Origin of the sequence: Radiobacillus sp. PE A8.2 (assembly GCF_045635475.1) — a bacterium.
Lineage (GTDB): Bacteria > Bacillota > Bacilli > Bacillales > Amphibacillaceae > JBJGXI01.
The window spans coordinates 39,588-64,462 of sequence record NZ_JBJGXI010000032.1; the positions used below are offsets into that span (position 1 = coordinate 39,588).

The 24,875-nt window shown below is 35.3% G+C and carries 22 protein-coding genes; 13 read left to right on the plus strand and 9 right to left on the minus strand.

The annotated features are described in order from the left end of the window. Window positions 1-33: 33 nt before the first annotated feature. Together ACI6MV_RS16265 and ACI6MV_RS16270 are read right to left on the minus strand one after the other, a co-directional pair. Window positions 34-1,764 carry a two-component system sensor histidine kinase NtrB gene (locus ACI6MV_RS16265; RefSeq protein ID WP_407271377.1) on the minus strand — a complete coding sequence of 577 codons (1,731 nt, stop codon included), beginning with the start codon at window positions 1,762-1,764 and terminating at the stop codon, window positions 34-36. A 431-nt stretch (window positions 1,765-2,195) separates the two neighbouring features. Next, on the minus strand, window positions 2,196-2,468 hold the full coding sequence (locus tag ACI6MV_RS16270) for a hypothetical protein (RefSeq protein WP_407271378.1): 273 nt from the start codon (window positions 2,466-2,468) through the stop codon (window positions 2,196-2,198). Window positions 2,469-3,126: 658 nt separating this feature from the next. Between ACI6MV_RS16270 and ACI6MV_RS16275 the strand changes: the two genes are divergently transcribed. The 4 genes from ACI6MV_RS16275 to ACI6MV_RS16290 all read left to right on the plus strand — a co-directional run bounded on the left by ACI6MV_RS16275 (window position 3,127) and on the right by ACI6MV_RS16290 (window position 5,394). Then, complete coding sequence (locus ACI6MV_RS16275) at window positions 3,127-3,786, plus strand: HAD family hydrolase (protein WP_407271379.1); 660 nt, start codon at window positions 3,127-3,129, stop codon at window positions 3,784-3,786. Window positions 3,787-3,804: 18 nt separating this feature from the next. Then, window positions 3,805-4,212 carry an NUDIX hydrolase gene (locus tag ACI6MV_RS16280; protein WP_407271380.1) on the plus strand — a complete coding sequence of 136 codons (408 nt, stop codon included), beginning with the start codon at window positions 3,805-3,807 and terminating at the stop codon, window positions 4,210-4,212. Between the two features lie 116 nt (window positions 4,213-4,328). Then, window positions 4,329-4,859, plus strand: coding sequence for a DUF5412 family protein (locus ACI6MV_RS16285; protein WP_407271381.1), 531 nt, complete (start codon window positions 4,329-4,331; stop codon window positions 4,857-4,859). Window positions 4,860-4,992: 133 nt separating this feature from the next. Then, window positions 4,993-5,394 (plus strand): hypothetical protein, encoded by a 402-nt coding sequence (locus ACI6MV_RS16290; protein ID WP_407271382.1) that lies wholly within the window; start codon window positions 4,993-4,995, stop codon window positions 5,392-5,394. Window positions 5,395-5,508: 114 nt separating this feature from the next. Here ACI6MV_RS16290 and ACI6MV_RS16295 read toward each other — a convergent pair whose 3' ends face one another. Continuing rightward, window positions 5,509-6,078 carry a hypothetical protein gene (locus ACI6MV_RS16295; protein ID WP_407271383.1) on the minus strand — a complete coding sequence of 190 codons (570 nt, stop codon included), beginning with the start codon at window positions 6,076-6,078 and terminating at the stop codon, window positions 5,509-5,511. Window positions 6,079-6,318: 240 nt separating this feature from the next. Between ACI6MV_RS16295 and ACI6MV_RS16300 the strand changes: the two genes are divergently transcribed. The 4 genes from ACI6MV_RS16300 (at window position 6,319) to ACI6MV_RS16315 (ending at window position 12,617) form a co-directional block, all read left to right on the plus strand. Beyond that, window positions 6,319-7,533 carry an EAL domain-containing protein gene (locus tag ACI6MV_RS16300; protein ID WP_407271384.1) on the plus strand — a complete coding sequence of 405 codons (1,215 nt, stop codon included), beginning with the start codon at window positions 6,319-6,321 and terminating at the stop codon, window positions 7,531-7,533. Between the two features lie 148 nt (window positions 7,534-7,681). Beyond that, the gene (locus ACI6MV_RS16305; protein WP_407271385.1) at window positions 7,682-10,837 is read left to right on the plus strand and encodes an SNF2 helicase associated domain-containing protein; all 3,156 of its coding nucleotides are present in this window, start codon (window positions 7,682-7,684) and stop codon (window positions 10,835-10,837) included. A 290-nt stretch (window positions 10,838-11,127) separates the two neighbouring features. Beyond that, entirely contained in the window at window positions 11,128-11,403 is a 276-nt protein-coding gene (locus tag ACI6MV_RS16310) for a phosphocarrier protein HPr (RefSeq protein ID WP_407271386.1), read from the plus strand. A 380-nt stretch (window positions 11,404-11,783) separates the two neighbouring features. Continuing rightward, window positions 11,784-12,617 (plus strand): protein-glutamine gamma-glutamyltransferase, encoded by an 834-nt coding sequence (locus ACI6MV_RS16315; RefSeq protein ID WP_407271387.1) that lies wholly within the window; start codon window positions 11,784-11,786, stop codon window positions 12,615-12,617. Window positions 12,618-12,625: 8 nt separating this feature from the next. Here the strand turns inward: ACI6MV_RS16315 and ACI6MV_RS16320 are convergent, their stop codons facing one another. After that, window positions 12,626-13,252, minus strand: a complete 627-nt coding sequence (locus ACI6MV_RS16320) for a TetR/AcrR family transcriptional regulator (protein WP_407271388.1) — start codon at window positions 13,250-13,252, stop codon at window positions 12,626-12,628. Window positions 13,253-13,389: 137 nt separating this feature from the next. Here ACI6MV_RS16320 and ACI6MV_RS16325 point away from each other — a divergent pair, with 137 nt between their 5' ends. Beyond that, window positions 13,390-15,612, plus strand: coding sequence for an MMPL family transporter (locus tag ACI6MV_RS16325; RefSeq protein WP_407271396.1), 2,223 nt, complete (start codon window positions 13,390-13,392; stop codon window positions 15,610-15,612). Between the two features lie 80 nt (window positions 15,613-15,692). Here the strand turns inward: ACI6MV_RS16325 and ACI6MV_RS16330 are convergent, their stop codons facing one another. Both ACI6MV_RS16330 and ACI6MV_RS16335 read right to left on the minus strand, forming a co-directional pair. Further along, window positions 15,693-17,003, minus strand: coding sequence for an MFS transporter (locus tag ACI6MV_RS16330; protein WP_407271389.1), 1,311 nt, complete (start codon window positions 17,001-17,003; stop codon window positions 15,693-15,695). Between the two features lie 155 nt (window positions 17,004-17,158). Beyond that, entirely contained in the window at window positions 17,159-17,602 is a 444-nt protein-coding gene (locus tag ACI6MV_RS16335; protein WP_407271397.1) for a hypothetical protein, read from the minus strand. A gap of 202 nt (window positions 17,603-17,804) precedes the next feature. Here ACI6MV_RS16335 and ACI6MV_RS16340 point away from each other — a divergent pair, with 202 nt between their 5' ends. Beyond that, window positions 17,805-18,101, plus strand: a complete 297-nt coding sequence (locus tag ACI6MV_RS16340; protein ID WP_407271398.1) for a PadR family transcriptional regulator — start codon at window positions 17,805-17,807, stop codon at window positions 18,099-18,101. After that, window positions 18,094-19,260 carry a DUF2812 domain-containing protein gene (locus tag ACI6MV_RS16345; RefSeq protein ID WP_407271390.1) on the plus strand — a complete coding sequence of 389 codons (1,167 nt, stop codon included), beginning with the start codon at window positions 18,094-18,096 and terminating at the stop codon, window positions 19,258-19,260. The genes ACI6MV_RS16340 and ACI6MV_RS16345 overlap by 8 nt, the downstream gene beginning before the upstream one ends. A gap of 128 nt (window positions 19,261-19,388) precedes the next feature. Here ACI6MV_RS16345 and ACI6MV_RS16350 read toward each other — a convergent pair whose 3' ends face one another. Then, window positions 19,389-19,823 (minus strand): S1 domain-containing RNA-binding protein, encoded by a 435-nt coding sequence (locus ACI6MV_RS16350; RefSeq protein WP_407271391.1) that lies wholly within the window; start codon window positions 19,821-19,823, stop codon window positions 19,389-19,391. A 264-nt stretch (window positions 19,824-20,087) separates the two neighbouring features. Between ACI6MV_RS16350 and ACI6MV_RS16355 the strand changes: the two genes are divergently transcribed. Further along, on the plus strand, window positions 20,088-21,395 hold the full coding sequence (locus tag ACI6MV_RS16355) for a TrkH family potassium uptake protein (protein ID WP_407271399.1): 1,308 nt from the start codon (window positions 20,088-20,090) through the stop codon (window positions 21,393-21,395). On the opposite strand, the gene ACI6MV_RS16360 is transcribed toward ACI6MV_RS16355, so the two are convergent. After that, window positions 21,382-21,864, minus strand: coding sequence for a hypothetical protein (locus ACI6MV_RS16360; protein ID WP_407271392.1), 483 nt, complete (start codon window positions 21,862-21,864; stop codon window positions 21,382-21,384). The two genes, ACI6MV_RS16355 and ACI6MV_RS16360, sit on opposite strands and share 14 nt — an antisense overlap. 265 nt (window positions 21,865-22,129) lie before the next feature. Here ACI6MV_RS16360 and ACI6MV_RS16365 point away from each other — a divergent pair, with 265 nt between their 5' ends. Continuing rightward, window positions 22,130-23,308, plus strand: coding sequence for a permease (locus ACI6MV_RS16365; protein WP_407271393.1), 1,179 nt, complete (start codon window positions 22,130-22,132; stop codon window positions 23,306-23,308). Window positions 23,309-23,530: 222 nt separating this feature from the next. Here ACI6MV_RS16365 and ACI6MV_RS16370 read toward each other — a convergent pair whose 3' ends face one another. After that, window positions 23,531-24,373 (minus strand): hypothetical protein, encoded by an 843-nt coding sequence (locus ACI6MV_RS16370; RefSeq protein WP_407271394.1) that lies wholly within the window; start codon window positions 24,371-24,373, stop codon window positions 23,531-23,533. Window positions 24,374-24,875: the final 502 nt, after the last annotated feature.

The following is a 24,875-nucleotide window of genomic DNA, read 5'->3' on the forward strand; positions in this document are numbered from 1 at the left end:
GGAAACACCCCTATTGCTGATGTTTCCTTAAAATCACTCTTTATTTTGTAGGGGGAGACTAATCTTAAACGTCGTTCCACTGTTTGAACTGGATACTAATTCAATATTACCATGATGATTTTCAATAATACGTTGGATAATCGTTAAACCTAATCCTGTACCAATCTCTTTGTTTGTATAAAAGGGTTCAAAGATTGTATCTTGTATTTCTACTGGAATACCAGTGCCGTTGTCTTCAATGAATAATTCAAATGCACTGTTCGATTTATTTGAGTAAATCGTAATCGCACCTTTATTTTCCATTGCTTCGATACTATTTCTCACCAAGTTATATAAGACCTGTTTGATTTGCTTTATATCAAGTAATAAAGGTGTGCGCTCTAGTTTGATAGTAAACTGAATTTGTTGTTCGGCTGTTGGATATTGGTAAAAAGAGATTACTTCCTCTAGGATATCCTCTATATAAGCTTCTTCTAATACAGCTTGTCCAGGTTTTGCATGTGACAACATTTCATCAATAATAAAATTAATTCGATCAAATTCTTTTAACATTAATGGGAGGTGAAATCGATTTCGATCAGCTTCTGATAATGATCTTTCCATTAATCCAAAAAAACCTTGAATCGCCGTTAAAGGATTTCTAATTTCGTGTGCAGCTCCGGCTGTTAGCTCTCCAAGTACGGCCAGTTTCTCTAATTGATGTGTTCTTTGTTGTATAACCTCTGTTTCAGTGATATCAGTAAAGTTATAAATTCTACCAACTAGCTGATCCGATTGATTTTTCAGCTCTGAGTGTGAAACCAAAAGCGTTTGAGAATTTCCATCCTTATTGTAAGCAATCTTTACATTATAAAATACACCTTTTGATAACATGATGTTCCAAAATCTTTCATTTACTTGCGGTTCATCCTTGCTTGAAAGAATAGATTTTACTGTTTTACTATCAACATCTAATAGTTTCTCTGCATAGTCATTCAATGAGACCTCAAAAGTATCATCAATAAATGTGATTATACCGACCGGCAATGAATCTAATATTTGTGCGTTGTATTTTTTGTCATTTAACACTTTTTCGTATAAATAATAATACCGTTTAAAAATTATTGACAATAGTATCATGATTAATGTGAAAAGAATGACTCCAAAAATCGGTTGATTTTTTAATACAATTCCTAATGTCAGTGCCAATATGAGGGTAAGAATATAGGTAGACATTGTTTCCAAAAATATATTTTTTAATGTAATTAATGATTTATCCTTATAGACTATTATAAGGATGCAACCTACTAAAATAATGTTTATTAGAAAATAGTTGGTCAATGCAAGTATATACGCTAGTAACATATGCACATCTAATATCCCTATTTCTCCACCAAGAAAGATATATGAGTAGTAGGCACCACAGGTCATCATAACGTAAGTGGAGTAATTAAATAAATGCACCCACCATTTTAACTGGCGTTGATATAACATACTTAGGACCGTACTGCATATCAGCACCAATAGTGTCCATTGAAGTCCAAAAGCAAAAAGGGCAGCTAATATGAAAGTAGAATCTAAAGAGAATTGATTTCCCTTTGGTGGAAGAAGTAATCCAAAATGATTAGCAAGTACAACTGCAGTTATTAATAGTAAAAAAGGTATCCAATAGTTGATTTCCAATATTTCCATATAAATATTATGGGAAAATGAAATAAAAAATCCTATAGTAATTACGATAAAAATATAAAGGTTATGAATATTAAATAATGAATGTTTAGTCACAAGAATCACTCTTTTGTAATTTGTAAAAGCATATTGTCGCCATTAGGCTATTATAGATTATCATAAGCCAAATAACAATGAATGATCTTATATTGGGGACTTTTACTAGTCATTTAGTTCATGTAGCGAAATCAAAGTGCTGCTATTTTGTTGGATCCAATTAGAATTGAGCAGTCCCTAGAACTTTTGGTCATGTGACGTTGTGTATGCGATAGACTAAAAGGACCAATATATTCCAAAAAAATAGAGAAAAAGATGTTACGATTCTATGTTCATCACCCGATCATGACACCTTATAGTTTCAATTGATTTGGAATGTTAGAAGTGTTTTGTGAGAAGAAGTGTAAATGTTTGTGTGTGAAACAAATATGAGTAGTGGTATTAGATTTAAAGTTCAATTAGATTATTAATGAGACACTTAAATTCCTTAACTAATAGACCCAAAACAAATGATATTTCTTAACTATTTCAGCTAGGTGGATATTTATCAATTGGAGCAATTCTCTTGTGTACACCGATCGAACAGCTTCCTTTGCGTGTAACCTGGAAACGAATTGTTTAACGTTTTTTTCAATAAACACCAACAATTGATTATGTGTTAAAAATACATTTTGTTTACAGAAGACTTCAATTTTTTCTTTTAATTGATTAGCGAATTTAATTAATTGGATATCATCATTGCTAAAAAATTCTTCCCTTGTCATTTTATTCACCCCTACCTATATGTTAACTCAATGTAAACTTTATGTTAATTTATTGTAAATTATTCTAAGTTATTTCTCCTGAAATTGCATCTTTATGTAATTTAGTCGATTTCATAATACGGAATTGCAAATATTCACATTCGCCCGTAGGAGGATGAAAATAGTTTTTTGAGGTGCTAATGAAATTTGCTCAATTACGATAAAAGTGCAAGACTACATTTAATTTAATTAATTCCATTTCTAGTATCTATTTATATTCCATTTATTATTACAAATAAGCTATTCTAAATTTTTATGTGGATGATGGATGTTGGTTTACTTTATGTAAAATTGACTCAAGTGGTAAAATAGTAATTGAAAGGGTTTTCAATGGTGTGAATAAGTAAGAAGAAGTACGATGAATTTAGTTAGTCAAAAGAGGAGTTAATACAATTTTATAGAATAATATATTCTAAACATCTCAAGTTGTGAGAAATTTGAGTTTAATAATGTTGCATTTGTTAAATGGGATCCATATCTAAACAGTAATACGCCTGTCTTCTATTTCAATAGGAATAAGGATAGACGACGAAAATGTCATTCCATTAGCGCAATTTAGAATTATTCTTCTTTTTTAAACTGCAACTTAATCTCTTTAAATAATTAAGGAGCGATAAATATGATCAGGGCGGTTTTATTTGATTTAGATGGTACTTTATTAGATAGAGATGCATCAGTGAAAGCATTTATCGAAGAACAGTATAGTCGATTAAGCAGGTGGATAGGTCACGTGCCAAAGGAAGTCTATACAACTAAATTCGTCGAACTTGACGATCACGGTTATGTATGGAAGGACAAAGTATACCATCAGCTCATTCAGGAGTTTAATATAATTGACCTAACAAAAGAAGATCTACTTGACGATTATTTAAATCATTTTAAAAATTGTTGTGTACCGTTTCCTAACCTTCATTCTATGTTAGAGGAATTCAAAAAAAAACAATATTTGCTAGGTATGATTACTAATGGAAAAGGTAAGTTCCAAATGGATAATATCAAAGCTTTAGAGATTGAGCGTTATTTTAATGCAATATTAATATCAGAATGGGAAGGAATTAAAAAGCCTGATCCAAAAATATTTACAAGAGCCTTACAGCTTTTAAATGTTACTGCTGAAGAATGTGTATTTGTCGGTGATCATCCTTTAAATGACATAAAAGCGCCAATAGAAATTGGAATGAAAGCAATTTTAAAGAAGAGCATTCATTTAAATGATAATAAAGCAGATGCAGTCGTTGATGATTTAGCAACATTACCTACAATTGTCGAAAATCTATAGTGTAGAGGAGGAAGCTGTATGACTGTTCCGAAGCACATAATCTCAGCTGCAACGATTGTTATAAATGATGATCATGAAATCTTATTAATTAGGGGACCCCGCAGAGGATGGGAAATGCCGGGCGGACAAGTAGAAGAAGGTGAATCATTAACAGATGCAGCCGCAAGGGAAACGAAGGAAGAAGCAGGTATAGATATTGAAATATTAAGGTTTTGTGGAGTATTTCAGAATATCAATCATTCTATATGTAATCATCTTTTCTTAGCAAAACCAATTGGTGGAACAATGGCAACTAGTGCCGAAAGTTTGGAAGTCGGATTCTTTCCGGTAAACAAAGGGTTGGAGATGGTAACATGGAAGAATTTCAGACAAAGAATTGAGTATTGTTTAAGTGAGAAACATCAGCCATTTATTATTGAATTTTAATGTTTTCGGAATATATAAAAGATCGCTAGAATTATTTACTTAATTTTTAGCGTTTGATAATATCATACATAGAATACCTATATACTTTAAAATCTTTGTATAAGGAGTCGAATGCTATGATAAGACATGTGAATATGTGGTCGTTTTTCTTAGCTTTATTCTGCTTAACATTATCGTGCTATTCCTTCTATTCGCTGATCAATCATACATGGGTAATAGTGCCTTCAAATCTCGTCATCTTGTTTCTGACCATCATTGCTCTTATCTTTGGTCTACTCGGTTTTAAGATACGTACTACTTTAATTACGAAAATAAGAAGTTGGTTAACTGTGATTATGTCATCGTTTCTGATTATTGTTCTTTTTATGGCACTTATGTTTGCCTCTATGTTCTCTGTAGACAGACAACTTATTAAAACAACACAATCCCCTGATGAAGGATATACGATCGATCTATACATAGCAAATGGAGGGGCTACGACTGTTCCATACATACTAGGTGAATTAAATGGCCCACTTTGGTTTAAGAGGAAAATCTATATGGAGGATGCTATTGATGATGTGAAAGTCGAATGGAAAGATAATGTTACAGTTTTGATAAATAACCATAAATTGAATATCAATAAAGGTGATGAATACTTCAATTAACCTATGGATGTTTTTTGATTTTTAATAACTGATACTTAGGTTAACAATGTTACTAAATTGGGTTACAATATTAACGTTCCTATACGATCTATCTATAATACTAGGGCATTAATTATTAATTGGAGGAATAATTTTGAAAACACGATTATTTTTAATAATAGGGACACTCATAGGGATATTACTAATAGGCGCGACACTAGTAAACGTATTACTAGAAAAAGACGGTCAAGCTAAAGATGTAACAGAAAATATAACAGAAACTGGTATCCAGTTGTCAATTGGATCTCTACAAGGTGATTATTCAATCGAAATCGAGCTGAACAAAGAGGGCCCGATATCGTTACCCTATGAAGCATTGATTCTGGAGGGAGAGGTATCGATGCTAATGGAAAGTTCGGAAGAGGTAGTATGGAGAAAAACGATTTCTCCACTTTCGAAGGGTAATATTGAATTTAATGCTACACCAGGCAATTATAAAATAATAATTTCTGCAGAAGAAGAAGCAAAGAATATAAAGGTGGGAATATATCGGTAAAGGAGTAGGTCAAGTTCTACTCCTTCTTCTAGCTAGCTTACATTCATGCTTATAAAAATGTTGGTTAGAAGAGTACATACATCATAATATACAGACAAGATAATTACCTAACTTCTATTTAAAAGCTTGATGATTTTGATTTAACCATTTAAAAAAATTAGTAAACCAGTAGGCTAATATGGCAATGGATAGGTCAAGCAAAAATAAATGAAGGAGATTCATGCCATTGTAAAGTATTAGTAACTCAAATTGCTGCCATATCCAAGCCATACCGGCAACAATAATTGCTGTTATAAAAGTGACAAAATAAAAATTCTTTTGATTATTTATTGCGATTTGGTATGCGAGCATAAAAGTTACTGGGACTAGTGAACCATCAACAGGAATGCTAACGGGTATGTAAGGTATCATTAAATAAGGGTGATCCCAATAATTAAACCGTGAAAGAAACACATCTATATAAACAAACATAACGTGGAAGGTGTAACCATAGAAAGCAATTTGAAAAATCTTTTTCTTATCAACAAATACGAGCGTGATGACCAAGGGTATCAGAAAAAAAGCAATATTAACCCAAAATTGCCATGTGCTAAAGTTACTAAACCTATGCCAGTGCTCCAAAATTAAATCCATCAGTTGTATGTCCAACGTATCGATTTCTTTTAATAATCGCTCTTGTGTCATAGTAACCACTCCTCTATACCAAAATTGTTTGCATTCTCTTCCGATCTTATACTGTTATAGCGACAAAATAAGATGTTCGAAAAACTTGTTCATGTGTTTTTGTATGTAATACTATAAAATGAAACCTAAATCATATTAAGATCGACTAATCAAATGGTATAGTAATAATTAGTAAGATTCTGATACCGAACTCTCCCGAACGGTATGGTACAATTAAATCCTCATGAAGGAGGGAGTTTCATGGATCCGTTTGATATTATTGGGAATTTACATAACATTAAGCCTGTTTACCAACCAATTATAAGTGCTATCAAGCATAATGTGATAGGTTATGAAGTTCTGGGGCGCGTGTATGATGGCAATGAATGGATAAGTCTGGGCCCTTTTTTTCATGATTCTGATGTACCTGAGGAATTTAAAGTGGACGTAGATCAGCATTTGTTGCATATTGCACTTTCGGAAATGCTGGAGTCTGATAAACAAGGACTCTTGTTTATTAATCGAAATGCTCAGCAAATGATGGTTAATGATGGGGAAGACCTATTACAAACCTTGATTAGTTATGAACAAAAGGGATTTTCATTGGACCGTATTGTCCTTGAGGTTACAGAGCATGACTTCGATGAGGATTTTGAAATGTTAAGCCATTTACTTCTCTATTATAAAACATACGGTATCCAAATTGCCGTAGATCATGTAGGAGCAAAAAGCTCTAACATTGACAGAATTAGACAGATTGAACCTCATATTCTAAAGATAGACACGCGAATTATTCGAAATTATAATGCAGATGGTTTTCAGGATGTTATGTATTCGTTATCTATGCTAGCACGTCGGATTGGCGCTGCATTGTTGTTTGAAAATATTGAGGATGATTTTCAACTTCAATTTGCCTGGAAACATGGTGGGCGTTATTATCAAGGCTTTTTCCTAGCAAAGCCAGATTTTGCTTTGACCAATGATGACGCTCTACTCGTCAATGTTGGTGAAAAAGTTGATGCTTATATTCAACGGGAAAAGGGATTAATTGAACAAAGACTAACTTATATCTTGTCATGGCAAAATAAACTAAAAGGATTACTTCCTCAATGGGATGGACCAAGAAAAGTGGATGCATTTATCGAACTTGTAACGGGTCAATTCGATCAAGAAAGCTTTCGTATCTATGTTTGTAACAGCGACGGACAGCAAGTGTCTTCCAACTTTCGAAAACGAGCAGATACATGGGAAGTTGAGCATGATAAAAAAGGATCGAACTGGGCATTCCGTCCATATTTTTTGGAAAACATGGTGCAAATGAGAACATGGAGCAGAGGGATATTGTCTGATATCTATTCTGATATTGAAACTAGAGAAATGATACGAACATTTAGTTTTCCATTAACAGATCAGCATTTTTTGTTTATTGACATAAGGTACGCATTTATTTATGATAACGAATGTTTACTGATTTGAAATTTCGGGAGGTGCAATTTGCAGCCTCCCGCTTCTTATACTTACATTCAGAAAATAGTTAGTGGTGCTAACAAGAATGCTGTAAAATAAACATTTCTCAATCAAATAAATCTGCCCTTGATAACAAGAGTATAGGAGGGGCATGTAAATGAATTTATCAATAAATCGAAAAACTATTATCGAGCAATGTGGCACGGCGTCCTTTCATAAGGGGCAAGCTTTATATAACTCGGAAAAAGTTTCATTTCAACAGTACAGTTCAGATGGTTGTCTAGCTACGGTTTATGGAGGTGAAACATTCCATGTCGTAATCGAAGTAGGTATGAATGGGAAAATTAGCTCCCAATGTAGCTGTCCAACCTTGGCAAGTTATCCTAAGGACTGTCAACATATTGCTGCTGTTTTTATAGCTATACAACATAATACGGAGGCTTCTAGTAAGCTCACAGATGGCTTGCTTTCTTTATTTCAGGAGCCGAAAACAAGATCATCTAGCCACCAGCCTCACTTCGAAAACAGAAACGTGATTAATACCACGTTTAGGTGTATGTCTCTTTGGTCAGACGAGCAAGAATATATATTTGGTATTGAAGTGAAAATAGGATCACACATAGTATCAAATATTAGAGACTTTTTAGAGCGAATGAAAGAGGGACGTCCAATTGTTGCTTCAAGTGATTTCACATTCGATTTTAATGATCACTGCTTCACTAGAGAAGTGGATGAAATTATCCAACAGTTAATAGAAATGATTGATGATGACAAGTTCGGACAATCTAATTTGGAAATAGCTAATCATCTACTACTTATTTCACCATCTGCTTGGAAGAAGCTGCTGCCTTTACTTACAAACGTATCCTACGTTGAGTGGCAGATAGAGGGACGAGTGATAAGCAATGTCCATGTGTCTGAGGAATTGTTACCATTAAAGTTTAAATTGGAAGAAACTGATGGCTATCAATTGAAGGTTACAGGGTTAGATAAGATGCTTGTTCTTAGTTCCTATCATTCTGTAATATATGAAGGAAAAGTAACTATATTAACTCATCATGACTGTAAACGTCTTTCTGAACTTAAAAGAATGCTTGCTGCGTCTCATACGAATCAAATTCCGATTCCAAGAAATCAGATCGATCTGTTTTTAGAAAAAGTTGTACCGGGATTAAAACAATTAGGATCAGTCCATATTGCTGATAATCTTCACAAGCAATTTGTTAAAACACCTCTCGTAGCTAAATTATATTTGGATCGTGTCAAAGATCGGCTGCTTGCTGCGCTTGAATTCCACTATGAAAATATCGTAATCAACCCACTGGAAGATGAGAAACCGAGCCTTAGTCATCTGCTTATTCGGGATGTGGATAAAGAGGATAAGATTCTGCAAATGATGGACGATAGTCTGTTTACTAAAACAGAAAGTGGTTATTTTATGCATAATGAAGAGCTAGAGTTTGATTTTCTAAATTATGTAGTCCCAAAAATACAAATGCTAACACAAATTTATACGACTACAGCTGTGAGAAACCGAGTAATTAAGGAGAATATATATCCTAAAATACGTGTAAAAGTAAAAAAGGAACGGACAAATTGGCTTGAATTCAAATTTGAAATGAAAGATATCCCTGAAGATCAAATCCGAGAACTTTTGGTCGCGTTAGAAGAGAAAAGAAAGTACTATCGCTTGCGAAGTGGATCTTTATTATCGTTAGAGAGTAAAGAATTCACAGAGATTGGACGTTTTCTTAATAACCTACCTGAGAGAAGCGGAGGTCTGGAAAATGGATTGGCCCTTCCTTTGGAAAAGAGTATGGAATTGCTTGATACAATTGAGTCTAATCACACCTTTATAACGGACGAGAGTTTTCGACAGTTTTCAGAAAAGATAAGCAATCCTGGCAGCCAAGTATTTCAGGTCCCTAAGGAATTAATCTCAGTATTACGAAGCTATCAAAAGCAAGGTTTTCAATGGATGAAAACGTTGGCGGACTTTGGGTTTGGTGGGATTCTGGCTGATGATATGGGACTCGGTAAAACGGTCCAGAGTATCGCTTATATTTTGTCTGAAGTAGATCATATTCGTCAACATAATCTTCCGGTGTTAGTTGTTTGTCCTTCATCCGTTACGTATAACTGGCAGCGTGAAATGAAGAAGTTTGCACCAGGTTTACACAGTGTGGTTATTGCTGGTAGTAAACAAGACAGGGTAAAACAACAAAATCAAGTTTCGCAAACTGATGTTGTTATCACATCGTATCCGATCTTGCGGAGGGATTACCAATGGTTTGAAAAACAGCTATTTCATACGGTATTTTTTGATGAAGCTCAGGCCTTTAAAAATCCACTTACGCAAACGGCTAGAGCAGTGAAACGGATTCAATCTGAACATTTTTTTGCGCTAACAGGTACACCGGTTGAAAATTCACTAGAAGAGCTATGGTCCATTTTTCATGTTGTCTTTCCTACCTTATTTGGAGGATTACGGGATTATAGTATGCTTTCCAAGCAAACGATTGTCCGACGAATTCAACCGTTCTTAATGCGTAGAATGAAAGAGGATGTACTAACAGAGCTTCCGGAGAAGAGGACCTCTATGAAATTGGTTGAATTAGTTCCAGAGCAGAAGAAGCTGTATGCTGCATATTTGGCAAAGTTAAGGCATGACACTTTAAAGCATCTCGATAAAGATACATTTCGTAAAAATAAAATTAGAATTTTAGCAGGATTAACTCGTTTGCGTCAGATATGTTGCCACCCGAGTCTGTTTGTTGATAGCTATAATGATAGGTCTGCAAAATTCGAACTTCTAATGGAAATGCTAGAAGAAGCAAGGATTTCTGGAAGAAGAGTGCTGATTTTTTCGCAATTTACGAAAATGCTCGGTTTAATTGGTGGAGAATTAGCTTATAAAGGATTACCTTTTTTCTATCTAGACGGGCAGACCCCTTCAGAAACTAGAATTGATATTTGTGAGCGATTTAACGAAGGTGATCGTAATATATTTCTGATTTCGATGAAAGCGGGAGGGACAGGTCTTAATTTAACGGGTGCAGATACAGTTATTTTTTATGATAGCTGGTGGAATCCTGCTGTTGAAGAGCAGGCAGCAGACCGAGCTTATCGAATGGGTCAGCAAAATGATGTAGATGTGATTAAATTAGTTGCACATGGGACAATTGAAGAGAAAATGAATGAACTGCAAGAGAAAAAACGTCATTTAATAAAAGAGATTATCGACCCAGAAGAACAAGCATCCTCTAGCCTCACAGAGGAGGATATTCGGGAAATTTTGACGCTGCATACTTAGTATAATGTCCCCGTAGCTCATGCTATGGGGCATTATTTTACAACAGAAAATTAATTGTGCTGAAATAGCAACGTAAAAAGTAGACGTCTGCATAAGTAATCGGGGATCAACTGCGTCGATTAAATGATTGGCGGACAATATTTCCCTCAAATCGCTTTTAATAATCTAATAGTTGTTTTTGAGCACTTGTAGGGAACATTTTAAAATCAGCGTATGAAAGCAGATGATTTAATAATTCATAGTTGTTGCGTTATACTATCTTAATAATAATATAAGAGGAGAATACTAACATGGTGGAACAAACATTCACAGTAATAGATCCTTTAGGCATACATGCAAGACCAGCAACAGTTCTGATACAAATTGCAAATCGATATAGTTCCCACATTAATTTAGAATTTAATAATAAAACCGCAAATCTAAAATCGATTATGGGTGTCATGTCTTTAGGAATTGAAAAAGACGATTCATTCAAACTTCTTATAGAAGGAAATGATGAACAAAGCGCGTATGATGCGTTAGAGCAAACTCTACATAAAGAAGGCTTGGCACAACCTGCTAGTTGAAAAAAATGATTGCATCAAGAATTATGGATGCAATCGTTTTTTATTATCGTGAGGAGAGATTGAATGGTTAGATTATCTTTTACATGAAGGTTAGGTTTTTCAGTATATGAGGAAAACGATTCTGGAACTATGGGGTAATCCGGAAGTGACTTAATTGAACCACTCCCTTGCTTGATCATGATTCTCCAAATCTGGCATTTCATTACTAATCGATGTTACTTGCAAACGCTATAAGAAATCTCTCTTTCCCCGAGTGCATCTCTCTTCTTTGTAATCATTCGTAATAGAAACAGGATAAACACCGAAACTTAGGTTAACACGCTTTAGGCTCCTGATAATATACTATCCTAATCACATTTTATCAGGAAGGGGAGTATACAATGATTCAACTATCAGGGGCATCTTATCAGCAAAACGATAATTGGTCGCCGGGAAGCGTAGAACTCATGATTGTGCAAGAGATGAATCAGTCTCCGGTTGTCTACAACTTTTCGTCTTTAAATGAGTTATCACAGGAAATACAGCTGCGAAAACAAATTTTAATAAGTGCAAGTAAACTCCATATGAGTAATGCTAAGTTTTCAGTGTTTGCTAAATCTTACTGTAATTCAGCTTATTGGGAACGCACAACAAAAGGTGGATTTCGACTTCGTGAGGGGATAAGTCCATCCGCAGCAATTCAAGATATTTATACCAATAGTGATCAGTATGGATTTGAATGTGCAACCGCTATGCTTATCATTTTTTATCATGCGATACTTACACTTGTGGGTGAGGAATTATTTAATCAGTTATTTGAAAATATTTATTTATACAGTTGGCATGCGGATGCTGATCTTGGCCTAGAATTAATCGAGACTGAATATTTTTTGCCTGGTGATGTTGTCTATTTTAAAAACCCTGATGTTAGTCCTCAAACACCTTATTGGAGAGGCGAAAATGCGGTTGTTATGGGAAATGGTAAATTCTTTGGTCATGGAATTGGTGTGTTAACTGCTGACGAAATGATAAATTCGCTTAATATAAGGCGAAGGACTGGATCAAATCAGTCAGCGTTCTTAACGAACACAGTGACAAGACCTACAATGAAGGCATTTTCGAATTTCCAACGTGCTTTTGTAAAAAAACAAGCACTAACTGTTGTTCATCATAATATAGATTCGATTTCACTTTTTTATTATAGCCAGTTATTAAAGGGTATACAGGAAAATTAAGTGAATGGTTATTCTTCATAAAAAAGCCCGTTCCAAAAGAAGCGAATGATTTGCACAGCTGTTTCCTCTGTAGATGAAAAGATTCGCTTATGATCTGCGTTTTTGTAATTACCAACTTTTAATAGTGAAGCGTAGGTGTGTGCTGCAAATGTAGGGTTAATATTACTGATTTCTCCGTCTTTTATTTCTCGAATGAAGGCATCTTCTAATGCAGCATACATCTGTTGCTCTGCTTCTTGTATTTTTTTAGTTTGTTGCTCCGTTAACACATGTTTCGCTTCTCTCATGAAACTGTCTAAATCCATGTCTACAGTAGCATTTAAGTGTGCTGCTGCTACGTTTAATAAGCGTGTCTTTAGTGGTAGTTCATCCTCTAACATGGTTTGCATTTGTTTCCGTATCCAAACCATCATTTGTACCATAGTTTCTGTGAATAAAGCTGCTTTACTTTCATAATAATAGTAGACAGTTGCTTTTGTAACGTTACACTTTTTTGCAACTTCATCAACCGATACCTCTTTGTAGCCATTCGCTAGGAAAAGCGCTGTAGCAGCGTGCAGAATTTTTTCATTCGTAGGTTGTTTTTGTTCACTAGCTCGAGGTCGACCTAGTGCTTTTGGGTGTCTGTCTTTCATCCTCGTTCGCTCCTCGCCTAATCATTGCACTGTTATTATATCATATAAGCAATAATTGTTGATAATTAACTAACCAGTATATATAATTAATTCAGCGTCACTTGATACAGTCGTAGTTGAAGGAGAGGAGTGAAGTGATGAAAGGCTTGGATAGTTGGGAGAAGGTAGTAGCTGGTTCAAAAAGTAGATGGATTAGTTTAGTATTTTGGGTAGCGATGGTTGCAATTCTATCGGCAGTCTTGCCTTCTGTAGGAGATGTGGAACCTGGATCTAATGATTTATTGCCAGAAGATGCGATGTCTGTAGAAGCATCGAAAATTTCTGATGAACAATTTCCTAATGATAGCGGTGTTCCTTTATTAATTATTTGGAATCGCTCAGAGGGATTAACAGAATCAGATTATGAGGCGGTTCAAAGCCTGTATAAAGGGCTTATAGAAGAGCCATTAGTTGAACAAACAATGGTACCACCATTTGATCAGATTCCAGTCCAGGCACTCATGCAATCCGCATCCAGTGATGGGGAGGCGCTAACCACGCCAGTGTTTTTTGATAAAACTGCATTAACCGGAGATTTACAGCTAGCATTAGAAGAGCTAGAACAAAGGATCAATAAGCTCACAGAAAACGGACCAGTCAGCAACCAGTTAGAGAGTGATGGTTTGCATATTCGTTTTACAGGTCCAGTTGGTATTCAGACCGATGCAGTTTCGTTATTTTCTCAAGCTGATGTGACATTACTTATCGCAACTGTATTACTCGTATTAATATTATTAATATTGCTTTATCGTTCACCATTATTAGCAATCGTACCACTAATTGGCGTCGGATTTGCATATGGCATCATTAATCCAGTGTTAGGATTAATGGCGAGCAACGGATGGATTGTCGTCGATGATCAGGCAATTTCGATTATGACGGTGCTTTTATTTGGTGCAGGAACGGATTATTGTTTATTCCTTATTTCGCGCTATCGAGACGAATTGCAATTAGAACCAAATAAATACAAAGCATTGCAGCTAGCTATATCCAATTCTGGCGGTGCGATTATGATGAGTGCTTTGACGACGGTCTTAGGGTTGTTAACCTTATCACTTGCTCAATACGCCTCTTATGATCGTTTCGCAATTCCGTTTAGCTTAGCGATATTCATAATGGCAATTGCAGTAATGACACTGTTACCCGCAATCCTTGCTTTACTTGGACGTGCAGCGTTTTTCCCGTTCATTCCAAGAACAGAGAAAATGACCAAAGAACTAGAGAAAAAGAAAGGCAAGCCTATCCGTCGGTCGAAACAAAGAAGTCGTTTTAGCGAATTAACTGGTAAATTAGTGACAGAGAAACCATGGCAAATAATAATTGTATGTATAGTGCTGTTAGGTGGATTAGCATTGTTTACCATAAAAATAGATTATACGTATGGTGTACTTGACTCATTTCCAGAAGATATGCCATCACGTGAAGGCTTCACTATCATCGCGGACCATTACCCTCCAGGTGAAATAGCACCTGTCCAGGTGATAGTCGATACAGATGGTACAGAAGTTAATATCCAGGAGAGTCTTGCTGCTTTAACAAATGTGGAAAGCGTAAGCGATCCAAGAACTGGGGAGGTCGATTCTGATTTAATACAGTACAGTCTGACATTATCTATTGACCCTTACTCGGCAGATGCAGTGGCAGAAATTCCGAAAATAAAAGAGGCTGTTACGAACATACTTGAGCAATCCGGTATAAGTGATGCTTCAGAGCAAGTGTGGATTGGCGGGGAAACAGCTACACTTTATGAAACAGAAAAAATTACTAGCCGTGACCAAGACATCATTCGCCCTATAATACTTATCATTATAGCTATATTATTATTGCTCTATTTACGATCAATCGTTGCTATGATTTATCTGCTTATTACTGTGGTATTATCGTATTTCTCTGCATTGGGTCTAGGTTGGTTACTCATTCATTACGGTATGGGTGCCCCTGCGATGCAAGGTTTAATTCCACTGTATGCATTTGTATTTTTAGTCGCGCTTGGCGGTGATTATAACATATTTATGATCTCAAGAATTTGGAAAAACAGACGAAAGATGCCGTTGAAAAAAGCAATTGCTGAAGGTGTCGGCGAAACGAGTAGTGTGATATCATCTGCTGGTTTAATTTTAGCAGGAACTTTCTCGGTGTTAGCGGTTCTGCCCTTACAAGTACTTGTTCAATTTGGTACAGTAACCGCAATAGGCGTATTATTGGATACATTTATTGTTAGACCTTTACTCGTACCAGCAATAACAATGGTACTTGGCAGATTTGCTTTCTGGCCAGGTAAACTGTCAAAAGAAGAAGATTACGAACAAGAGCGGGGATAAAATAGATAAACAAAACGGGAGGTGCATGTGCACTTCCCGTTTTTATAAGAATCAATAAACGTGCGTGGGAAATTGACTATTTAGGCTAAGCTATTTACCTTCGAACTAGTATCTTTATCAATTTGAGATGTATCAAATTGCTCTAATCCTACATATGCTGCGTCAATTTCCTTCACAATAGGTAAACCTCTTAAATCTTTATTAAAGAATAACCAGTATATGGGCACTACTGCGATGCCGAGTGCAGTGCATCCAAATACGAGTTGGCTGCCAATGAGTTCAGTCATTGTACCGCCGATCAATGATCCGACCGGCATTGCCACGGTGTTCACACTCATTAACACAGAAAATACTCTTCCTAACAAATGATCTGGAACTACAGATTGCATAAGTGCTGCAAAAATAACATTCGTCATACCGATAGGAATCCAAGCCATTCCAAAAAGCGCAATACTTACAGCAGTCCATGGAACGATAGAAGATACGAACCAAAAGCAAGATCCGAACAGAAAAGAAATGATGGCAAACTTACCTAACGGAAATTTTTCAACCCAAGAAGCCGTTAATGCTCCTAGCAAAGACCCAGCAGACAATGCTGCTAAGTAATAACCATAAATGTGTGAACCGCCTAACGTGTCACCGAGTACAGGTAAAACGGCAATTGTAGCACCAATTGCGAAGTTTGCAACAACACTACCGAATACTATTTTTTCAATTAAACTACCACGAATAAAAGATACTCCTTCTTTAATTTCTCCAACGTAAGCTTTCATCGTTTCTTTTATGGGTCTCTTTTGCTTGGATTTTTGCTGCTTCTTTTTTTGTGGAATATTTAAAGATAAAAATAACAAAGCGGCAGCGAGAAATGTAATCGAGTCAATAATGTATAAAGAAACTGCACCGACCGCAGCTACAAGAATACCAGCAAGTGCATTAAATGTTAAATCTACACCTTGATAAGCAAACGAAAAGGCAGAGTTTCCCTTTACGAGCTCATCCTTTGATAAAATTTTTGGTAACGCTGCTGATTGTGCGGGGTAAGCAATTTGGTTTACTAATGTTGCTAGCGGCATAACCGTTAGCACGACTGCCACATTCAATAAATCTAGAAAATGAAAAATAGGAATGATAATAATAAGGATAAATTCAATAAGCTGGGATACGACTAATGTCCATTTTAATGACCAACGATCTACAAACGGCCCAGCCAAAAATTGAAGTGATTGTGGGAGGAGGGTTAAAAAACCAGCTAATCCTGTATAAAAAGCAGAACCACCTAATTCATACACGAGCCACATGGCTGCCACTGCATAAAGGCTGTCTCCTGCATTGGATACTAATCTACCTAAAAATAAGAATGAAAAGTTTTTGTTTTTAAATACGTTTAACATGATCCGCACTCCTTTATCTCTTTGATAATTCTAGTATAAAGAGGAGTTGTGCGTAGCTAAACATACTAGGACTGTAAATCGAGTCCGTCTAAGGTCTGATTTACAAAGAAAAAAACATCCTTAACGATTCATGTTAAGGATGTTTCTTTACGTGACTATTTGCGTCTAAAACCTTCTTGTTCTAAGTAAGAAGCTGCTCCACTATATGTTGGGAATGTGCCGTCCAGCATGTCTCCTGCATAGACGTTCCATAAATCAAAATCGTGGAATATTGTAAGAATTTGTTGATCAGCGTTTATCCAATCTTCTTCAAAATTATCCTCTGAGAGCGACGCAATCGATTCTGCTATAACTTTGCGAAGCTGTTCTTCCGTGAAATCACGGATATTTACCATACCTTTATCATCGATGGAATATTTCTCTTCAATCATTTCGGCGTAAACATAGCCGTTTCCATTCGGATGTAAGTGGTATACGACAGTTACTTTATCATAAATACTCTCTTGATAATGAAAATTGACTCGTCCAAGAGACACCTCTTTGCGTTGTAATTCAGGAAAAGATTCAATAATAGCAAGTTTTTCTTCAAATGTAAGCATAGTACCTCCAAAGGTTGTTAATATTTCGTCCATATTATACCACTTTATAGTTGATACATACCAATTCAATAGATTGTAGCTAGAAATAAAAAAATATTGCTTATTATGTCACGATGCGATATAGTCGAGATGTGACATAATAGATCTATGAAAATAGGTGAGAACAGTGAAAAGTGAAAAAATATTAAAATCTTATATCCCAATGACGGAAACGGCATTTTACATTCTTCTGTCTTTAACAGAGCCACGACATGGATACGGGATAATCAAACATGTTGAACATATAACGAATAATCGAATTAAATTAGGATCTGGAACGGTATATGGGACGCTAACTAAAATGCAACGAGATCAAATTATTATGGTATATGCTGATGAGGAAAGAAAGAAAATTTACGAAATCACGTTGATAGGCAAACGGTTAATGCGAGAAGAGATAGTAAGACTGAAAGAGCTTCATCAAAACGCTTTACAGTATGAGGGGGATTTCTATGATTAAAAAAGTCTTTAAACCATTCTGGAGCTATGAGGTGGATAAAACAGAACAATGGCTTACATCAATGGCGGAGCAAGGATACCATCTTGTAAAGATACATCTAAAATCACGTCAGTTCATCTTTGAAAAAGGCAATCCAAAACATGTAACCTATCGTATTACCTATGACAAGTCGCAGGTTAATAGCTTGCCAACGGCCTTAGAAAATGAAGGCTGGCAGCAAGTGTTCTACGATAAAAATTGGCAGATTACACGAAATGAAAATAGTATAAATCAAATAGAGAGATACCCGATTCGGGATGGTATTTTTAAACGTAATCGAACAATCATGCACATTTTTGCGGCAATCTTGGCATATATGGTATTCACGTCATTATTACCGATATTTTTTTCTGTATTAATGTTAATTACAGGAGGCACAATTGAGATTGAAGGTAGCCCTTTTTGGGTATTAACGATAGCTGTAGCTGTGTCATGTTGGACTATTGTACCTTATTCTGTTTATAAACTCTACAAATTTAACAAAAGGATCAATGGAACAAATATAAATCAGATTGCTACTCGTTCTAATGAGAGACAGTTAAAAGGCACGGATGAGATGATTGTAAAAAGAAGAATAGGCTGGATATATTCTCCAGATAAACTAGAAAAGTGGCTCGAAGAAATGGAACTGGCTGGAAATCATCTTGTTCGTATTGGTAAATTAGGTGTTAGCTTTCACTTTCTCAAAGGCTCACCGAGGAAGGTTAGTTATTGTGCAGATTATCAAAATAGTTTAACGCAAAGTTATTTTGATCTTCATAAACAAGCAGGCTGGCAACCGGTATTTACTTCGAATGCACTGTTGAATAAATGGACAATATGGTCAAAAACCTACGAGAGTAGTGAAGAAGTACCTCAGTTATATAGCGATCCTTACCATTTGTTAAAACATGCAAAACGTGTGACCATTACGCATATATCTATATTTTCTCCGTTGATTATTATGTATGTGTACGTAATCTTATCGAGTATAAATCTAGAACGAAGCTATGATCAACCGGTAATGACCTTCGATTGGTTTACTCTTATCATTTTTGGGTTAGTCATTATCGAGTTTGGCACATTTGTTATTAAATCATTTCTTTATTATGTTCGGGTTAAGCAATCAGTCAATAATTAAACCACTTAACAAATAGGCTAGGATTCCCCTTCAAAATCTATGATGTTTTGGAGTGGTTCACACAGTAAAAAAGGCAGGCCAATAAGGCTTGCCTTCATCTATATGGTGATATTTAAGATCCATTAGATTTAACCGCGTCGTCCGCCTCTGCCACCACGTTTTCCTTCTGTGTTGCGTTTAAGGCTTGATAAGTTTTCTTCACTGGATTTGAGGAATGAAGCCATTTTATCTTCAAAACTTTCTTTTGGTTTAAAGTTGCTTCTTCCACCCCTATTATCCCTTCCTTGACGATTTGGACGTTGGGAATATGAAGAACTTGGTCTTTCCGGTTTATCAACAGCTTTTTTGATGGACAAGGCGGTTTTCCCGTCTTTTTCACTAATTACTTTTACTTGAACTTCATCGCCTACTTTAAGATGGTCATTGACATCCTTTACATAACTGTCAGCTACTTCACTGATATGAACGAGACCTGTTGTGCCACCTGGTAATTCTACGAATGCTCCAAAATTAGTGATGCCTGTTACTTTACCTTGAACCTTGCTTCCAACTTCGACTGACAAAAAATTTCCCCCTCAGGTAATTTTAAAACCAATTTATTATAACAAGATTTTCGAACAATATCAATTGGCATTTGCCTTTAATCAGCTTTATACGTTAAAATTCAACGAAATAGTATATGATTTCAGTTCTATTGTAACGAATTTAATGACCAATTGACAAGTCACGTGAACAAGAGTAAATTTTTAAAGTGACTACCGATTAGATAAGGAGGAATAATCTTGTCGTATCTGAAGAAAAAAATTAATCAATTGTCACCTGCGCAAATGATTGTTTCTTTTTATATCATTTCTGTCGTTGTATCGACTTGTTTGCTTAGTCTTCCTGTTGCTGTAAAACAAGGTTTTCATTGGTCATTTATCGATGTTGTGTTTACTGCTGTTAGTGCGGTAAGTGTGACTGGTCTGTCTGTTGTTTCAGTAGCCGATACATTTAGTACAGCTGGAATATTTATATTATTGTTCATTCTACAATTTGGCGGAATAGGGATTATGACACTAGGCACATTTGTTTGGTTATTACTCGGAAAGAAAATAGGTCTGAAGGAAAGACGGTTAATTATGACCGATCAAAATCAGTCTAACTTTTCAGGAATAGTAAAATTAATGAAGCAAATCTTAACGATTATAGTATTGATTGAGTTAATTGGTGCATTAATCTTAGGTACATACTTTCTAAACTACTTCCCGAGCTGGCAAGAAGCATTTTTACAAGGCTTATTTGCTTCGGTTAGTGCAACGACGAATGCAGGGTTTGACATAACTGGTAATTCACTTATTCCATTCGCGAATGATTACTTTGTGCAATTTATTCATATTTTATTATTAACTTTAGGTGCTATTGGATTCCCTGTACTTATTGAATTTAAAGAATATATGACAAGACGAGAACAATATCGCCATTATAACTTTTCTTTGTATACAAAATTAACTACGATAACTTTTTTTGCTTTAATGCTGTTTGGTACGATAATTATTCTGCTATTTGAATTCAATCATTTCTTTGCTGATAAGAGTTGGCATGAGTCGTTTTTTTACGCGTTTTTTCAATCAGCTACTACAAGAAATGGTGGATTGGCAACGATGGATGTTAGTCTATTTTCAGACCCTACATTATTAGCACTTTGTTTTCTTATGTTTATTGGTGCATCACCAAGTTCTGTTGGTGGTGGGATAAGAACGACTACATTTGCAGTAATTTTGTTAGTTTTGTACTCTTTTGCAAGAGGTCGCAAAAATGTGAAGGTATTTAGACGGCAGCTAGCTGAAGATGATATAAGACGATCTGTTGTTGTTAGTTTTCTAGCATTTTTGATTTGCTTTATAGCAACCATCGTACTATCAGCATCTGATCATTTTACATTGATGCAAACTGTGTTTGAAGTTAGTTCTGCTTTCGGCACAACTGGATTATCTATGGGGATTACACCTGATTTAAGTTTCATCGGTAAGATGGTCATCATTTTATTAATGTTTATCGGGAGAATCGGTATTTTATCTTTTGTTTTCTTGTTTAGTAATAGAGACCAACACGATAGTTACGATTATCCAACCGAACAAGTCATTGTCGGATAATTATATAAATGAAAGGGAGATAGTCACGAAGATTATCTCCCTTTTCTTTACAAGGTAAGAAATTATATAAATTTGTATACGTGTCGAGCTCCATCGTTGATCTTAAATGAATATCGGTACTAGCATTGTCATCCTTTTGTTCTTGTGGTGATTCGTCATTACTCTGTGTAATGGAGGTAAGGTTTAGCCCAACTATATATACTATCGCTATTGCAAAACTTATTATATTTACGTTTGCTAGTGTTATCTGCTGATTTGAAATAAGCCCAATAAGTGTAATCGCTGATAATATAATCGCTATAAATCCGGTATACAAATGATTATCAGATACGCGAAGAAACACCCCTTTTTTACGAAAATAGATATCCAGAGCGAACAACACAAAAATGTTAAATATAATAGTATCTAAACCATTTCCAACTGCAATATCTGCATTGTTAATCAAACTAGTTGATATCGTGACTGTCAATTCAGTAAAGATGTTGCTAATGTTAGCAGGATTGTCCTCGTCAGGAAAACTCCAAATTTTGTATTTCGACTAATAATATTTGCATAAATAGAGAAACGTATTTTTGCTAAAGCTGACGCGATAGCAGAAATACGGGAAACGAGAATATATATGCAGTGATGAGTAACTGCTCCCCTCTTTAGTTTTTACTTAAGTATATAATGCAGAAATATTGTTTATTTCTCTGCAACTTGTGGTAAGTATTAATGAATAAAGGAGTGTAAATATGTTGGATCAAATAGGGAATTCAGCTATCACATCACTAGGATTCTTTTGGAAGGCTGGTTGGGCTTTTATAGTTGGCTACTTTATCAGTTCCATGATACAGGCGTTTGTTCCCAAAGATAAAATGGTGAAATACATGGGGAATGCAAAGTTAAAATCAGTCGGCTTATCTACATTTTTCGGTGCAATTAGTTCTTCTTGTTCCTTTGCAGCATTAGCGGCGGGAAAAAGTCTTTTTAAAAAAGGAGCTCATTTTGTACCAACATTAGCTTTCTTATTTGCATCCACCAATTTGGTGATTGAATTAGGAATCTTAATTTATATTTTTCTTGGTTGGCAGTTTGTTATAGCTGAGGTAATTGGCGGAATTATACTTATTTTTGTTACGTGGTTGTTAGTAACATTAACATACCCAAAGAACCTAGTGCATGAGGCAAGAGAAAAAGTAGATGATGGCGGTATGGAAGAAAACTTTAACTGGAAGCAAAAAATAAAAACAAAACAAGGATGGTTGCAAGTAGGCCATGAGTTTGTAATGAACTGGCAGATGGTTTGGAAGGAAATTACAATTGGTTTCACAATAGCGGGTATTATGGCTACATTTATTAGCGATAACACATGGAAATCCTTCTTTCTAGTTGAGAACCAAGATAGCTTCCTTAAAGTAATGGAAAATGCTGTAATCGGGCCACTCGTAGCTATGTTAACTTTTATTGGTTCGATGGGCAATATTCCAATTGCTACAATCTTAGCGTCCAGTGGGGTTGCTTTTGCTGGAATAATGGCTTTTATCTATTCTGATTTAGTAGTTCCGCCAATTATTGCAGTACACAAAAAGTATTATGGTATGAAAACTGCACTTTACATTGCAGCAATCTTCTATGTCTCTATTATTGTAACGGCGATAGGGATGCATTACAGTTTTACAGCACTAGGTTTACTTCCCAATTCAGCAAACCAAATCATGACGGAAAGTCCTTTTCAAATTGATTATACGTTTTGGTTGAATATAGTATTTGTATTTGTAGCGATTTTGGCATTGTATCTTAACAAGAAATTCAAACAACTCCATCAACATCACACGATGATGCAAATGGAAGGTGATTCAAAGGTTAAAACAATTAGTACTTATATATGTATCGGCTATTTACTGTTTGGTTTATTAGTAAAACTTATATGATAAAAAAACGATGGCAGATGATGCCATTGTTTTTTTATCCTTCTGGAATTATTGAGCGTGACGTGACGATCACTATGGACCGATATAATAAATGATTATTAAATGTAAAAGCGATACGTTGAAGCGATTTTCGACGAAATCTGACAGAAATGAAAAAGGCATAAGCGGAACAGGGATATGCTGCTCATAAAAAATGCAAAGTTTAATCTTTGCATTTTTTTATCATTTAACTAATTCCTTAATCAAGGTAACGGCATTGTCTTGCTTTTCTGAACCCTCAGATATGACTGCGATCTTTTCACCATCTAGATTTATCCCATTAAATATACGATGGTTCGATATATCTATACCATATAAGTGTTCCTCAGGATCATCCTCTGTTTTAGCATAAAGTAATTGTTCCGAAGCTATATTTTGTCCAATAGCAATTTCTTCTAGAGGTAAAAACATACCTTGTTTAGCGTACAATTCAAATTGATAACGATCGACAATAAGCATGTCTGGCTTCAATCGTGAAAATTCAGCTACATTTTTGACTGTATAACTATAATCTGCGCTATCTTGTGGTGCATAAAGAAATTCTAATTTAATGCGTTCCCATTCAGGTACAACCGCTGTTAAACTTTCTTTTAGGGGTGTGAGGTTAACATCATAATACTCACCTAACAGAACAGCCTGTAAAGCTGAAGGTGGTAAGCTAGCTTCTATTCTTTTTGCTGACTGGTTTTCTAAGACAGTAGTAATGATTGATGCTATGACAATGATCGCTATAATCCCCGCTAACACATGAAATTTATAATAACGGAAGAAATGATCCATTTTTTCTATAGTTTGGTTCTTGTTTGTTGTATTCTCTTCCGCACTTTCACCAATTATATCTTTCTTAACGGTTTCGTATGCCATGGTGAGTTCATCAAGATCAATTAGTTCCTTATCACTATTCTCTTGAGTGTTAAGTCTTGATGTTTTTTCTCTTTTAATAAGTATGAAGAAACGATTTTCTAGTTCTTCAATTGTAGCATGTTCAGAAATACCTAATACTTGCCGAGCCTTGTTAATATCCATATGTATATCCCTTCCTTGGCAATATTATTCTAGATTGATTGTATAGCCTGTCCTGTAGTAAAGGTTATACGGTTATATCATAACATGTTATGTCTGTTTATAAAGTGTTTGTTTCGTGAATCTAATAGGAAATGTAAATATCGATTCTTAGTGTAAACGATGTTGTTCAATATTATATAGTAATGAATGCACGTGATGATCAATTACTAGTTAGTAGATCTTAAACTAATTAACATCAGTGTAGGTAAATCTAAAGGTGTTATGTTTTGGGTTGGATAAAATTGGATGGGTTATTCTGTTGAATATGGGTAACAATCATGGTATAGTTTATATCTTGCTATGAGGCAAAACAATTCTTAGAAAAAAGTTATTGACACTGTCTAGGTGAGATGATATATTATTAAAGTCGCTTTTGAGAGGCGAACAATCGTTGAATAAAAAAGTTGTTGACATTGAGTTGGTGGCGTGATAAATTATTAAAGCTGTCGCCGAAACAAAAGCG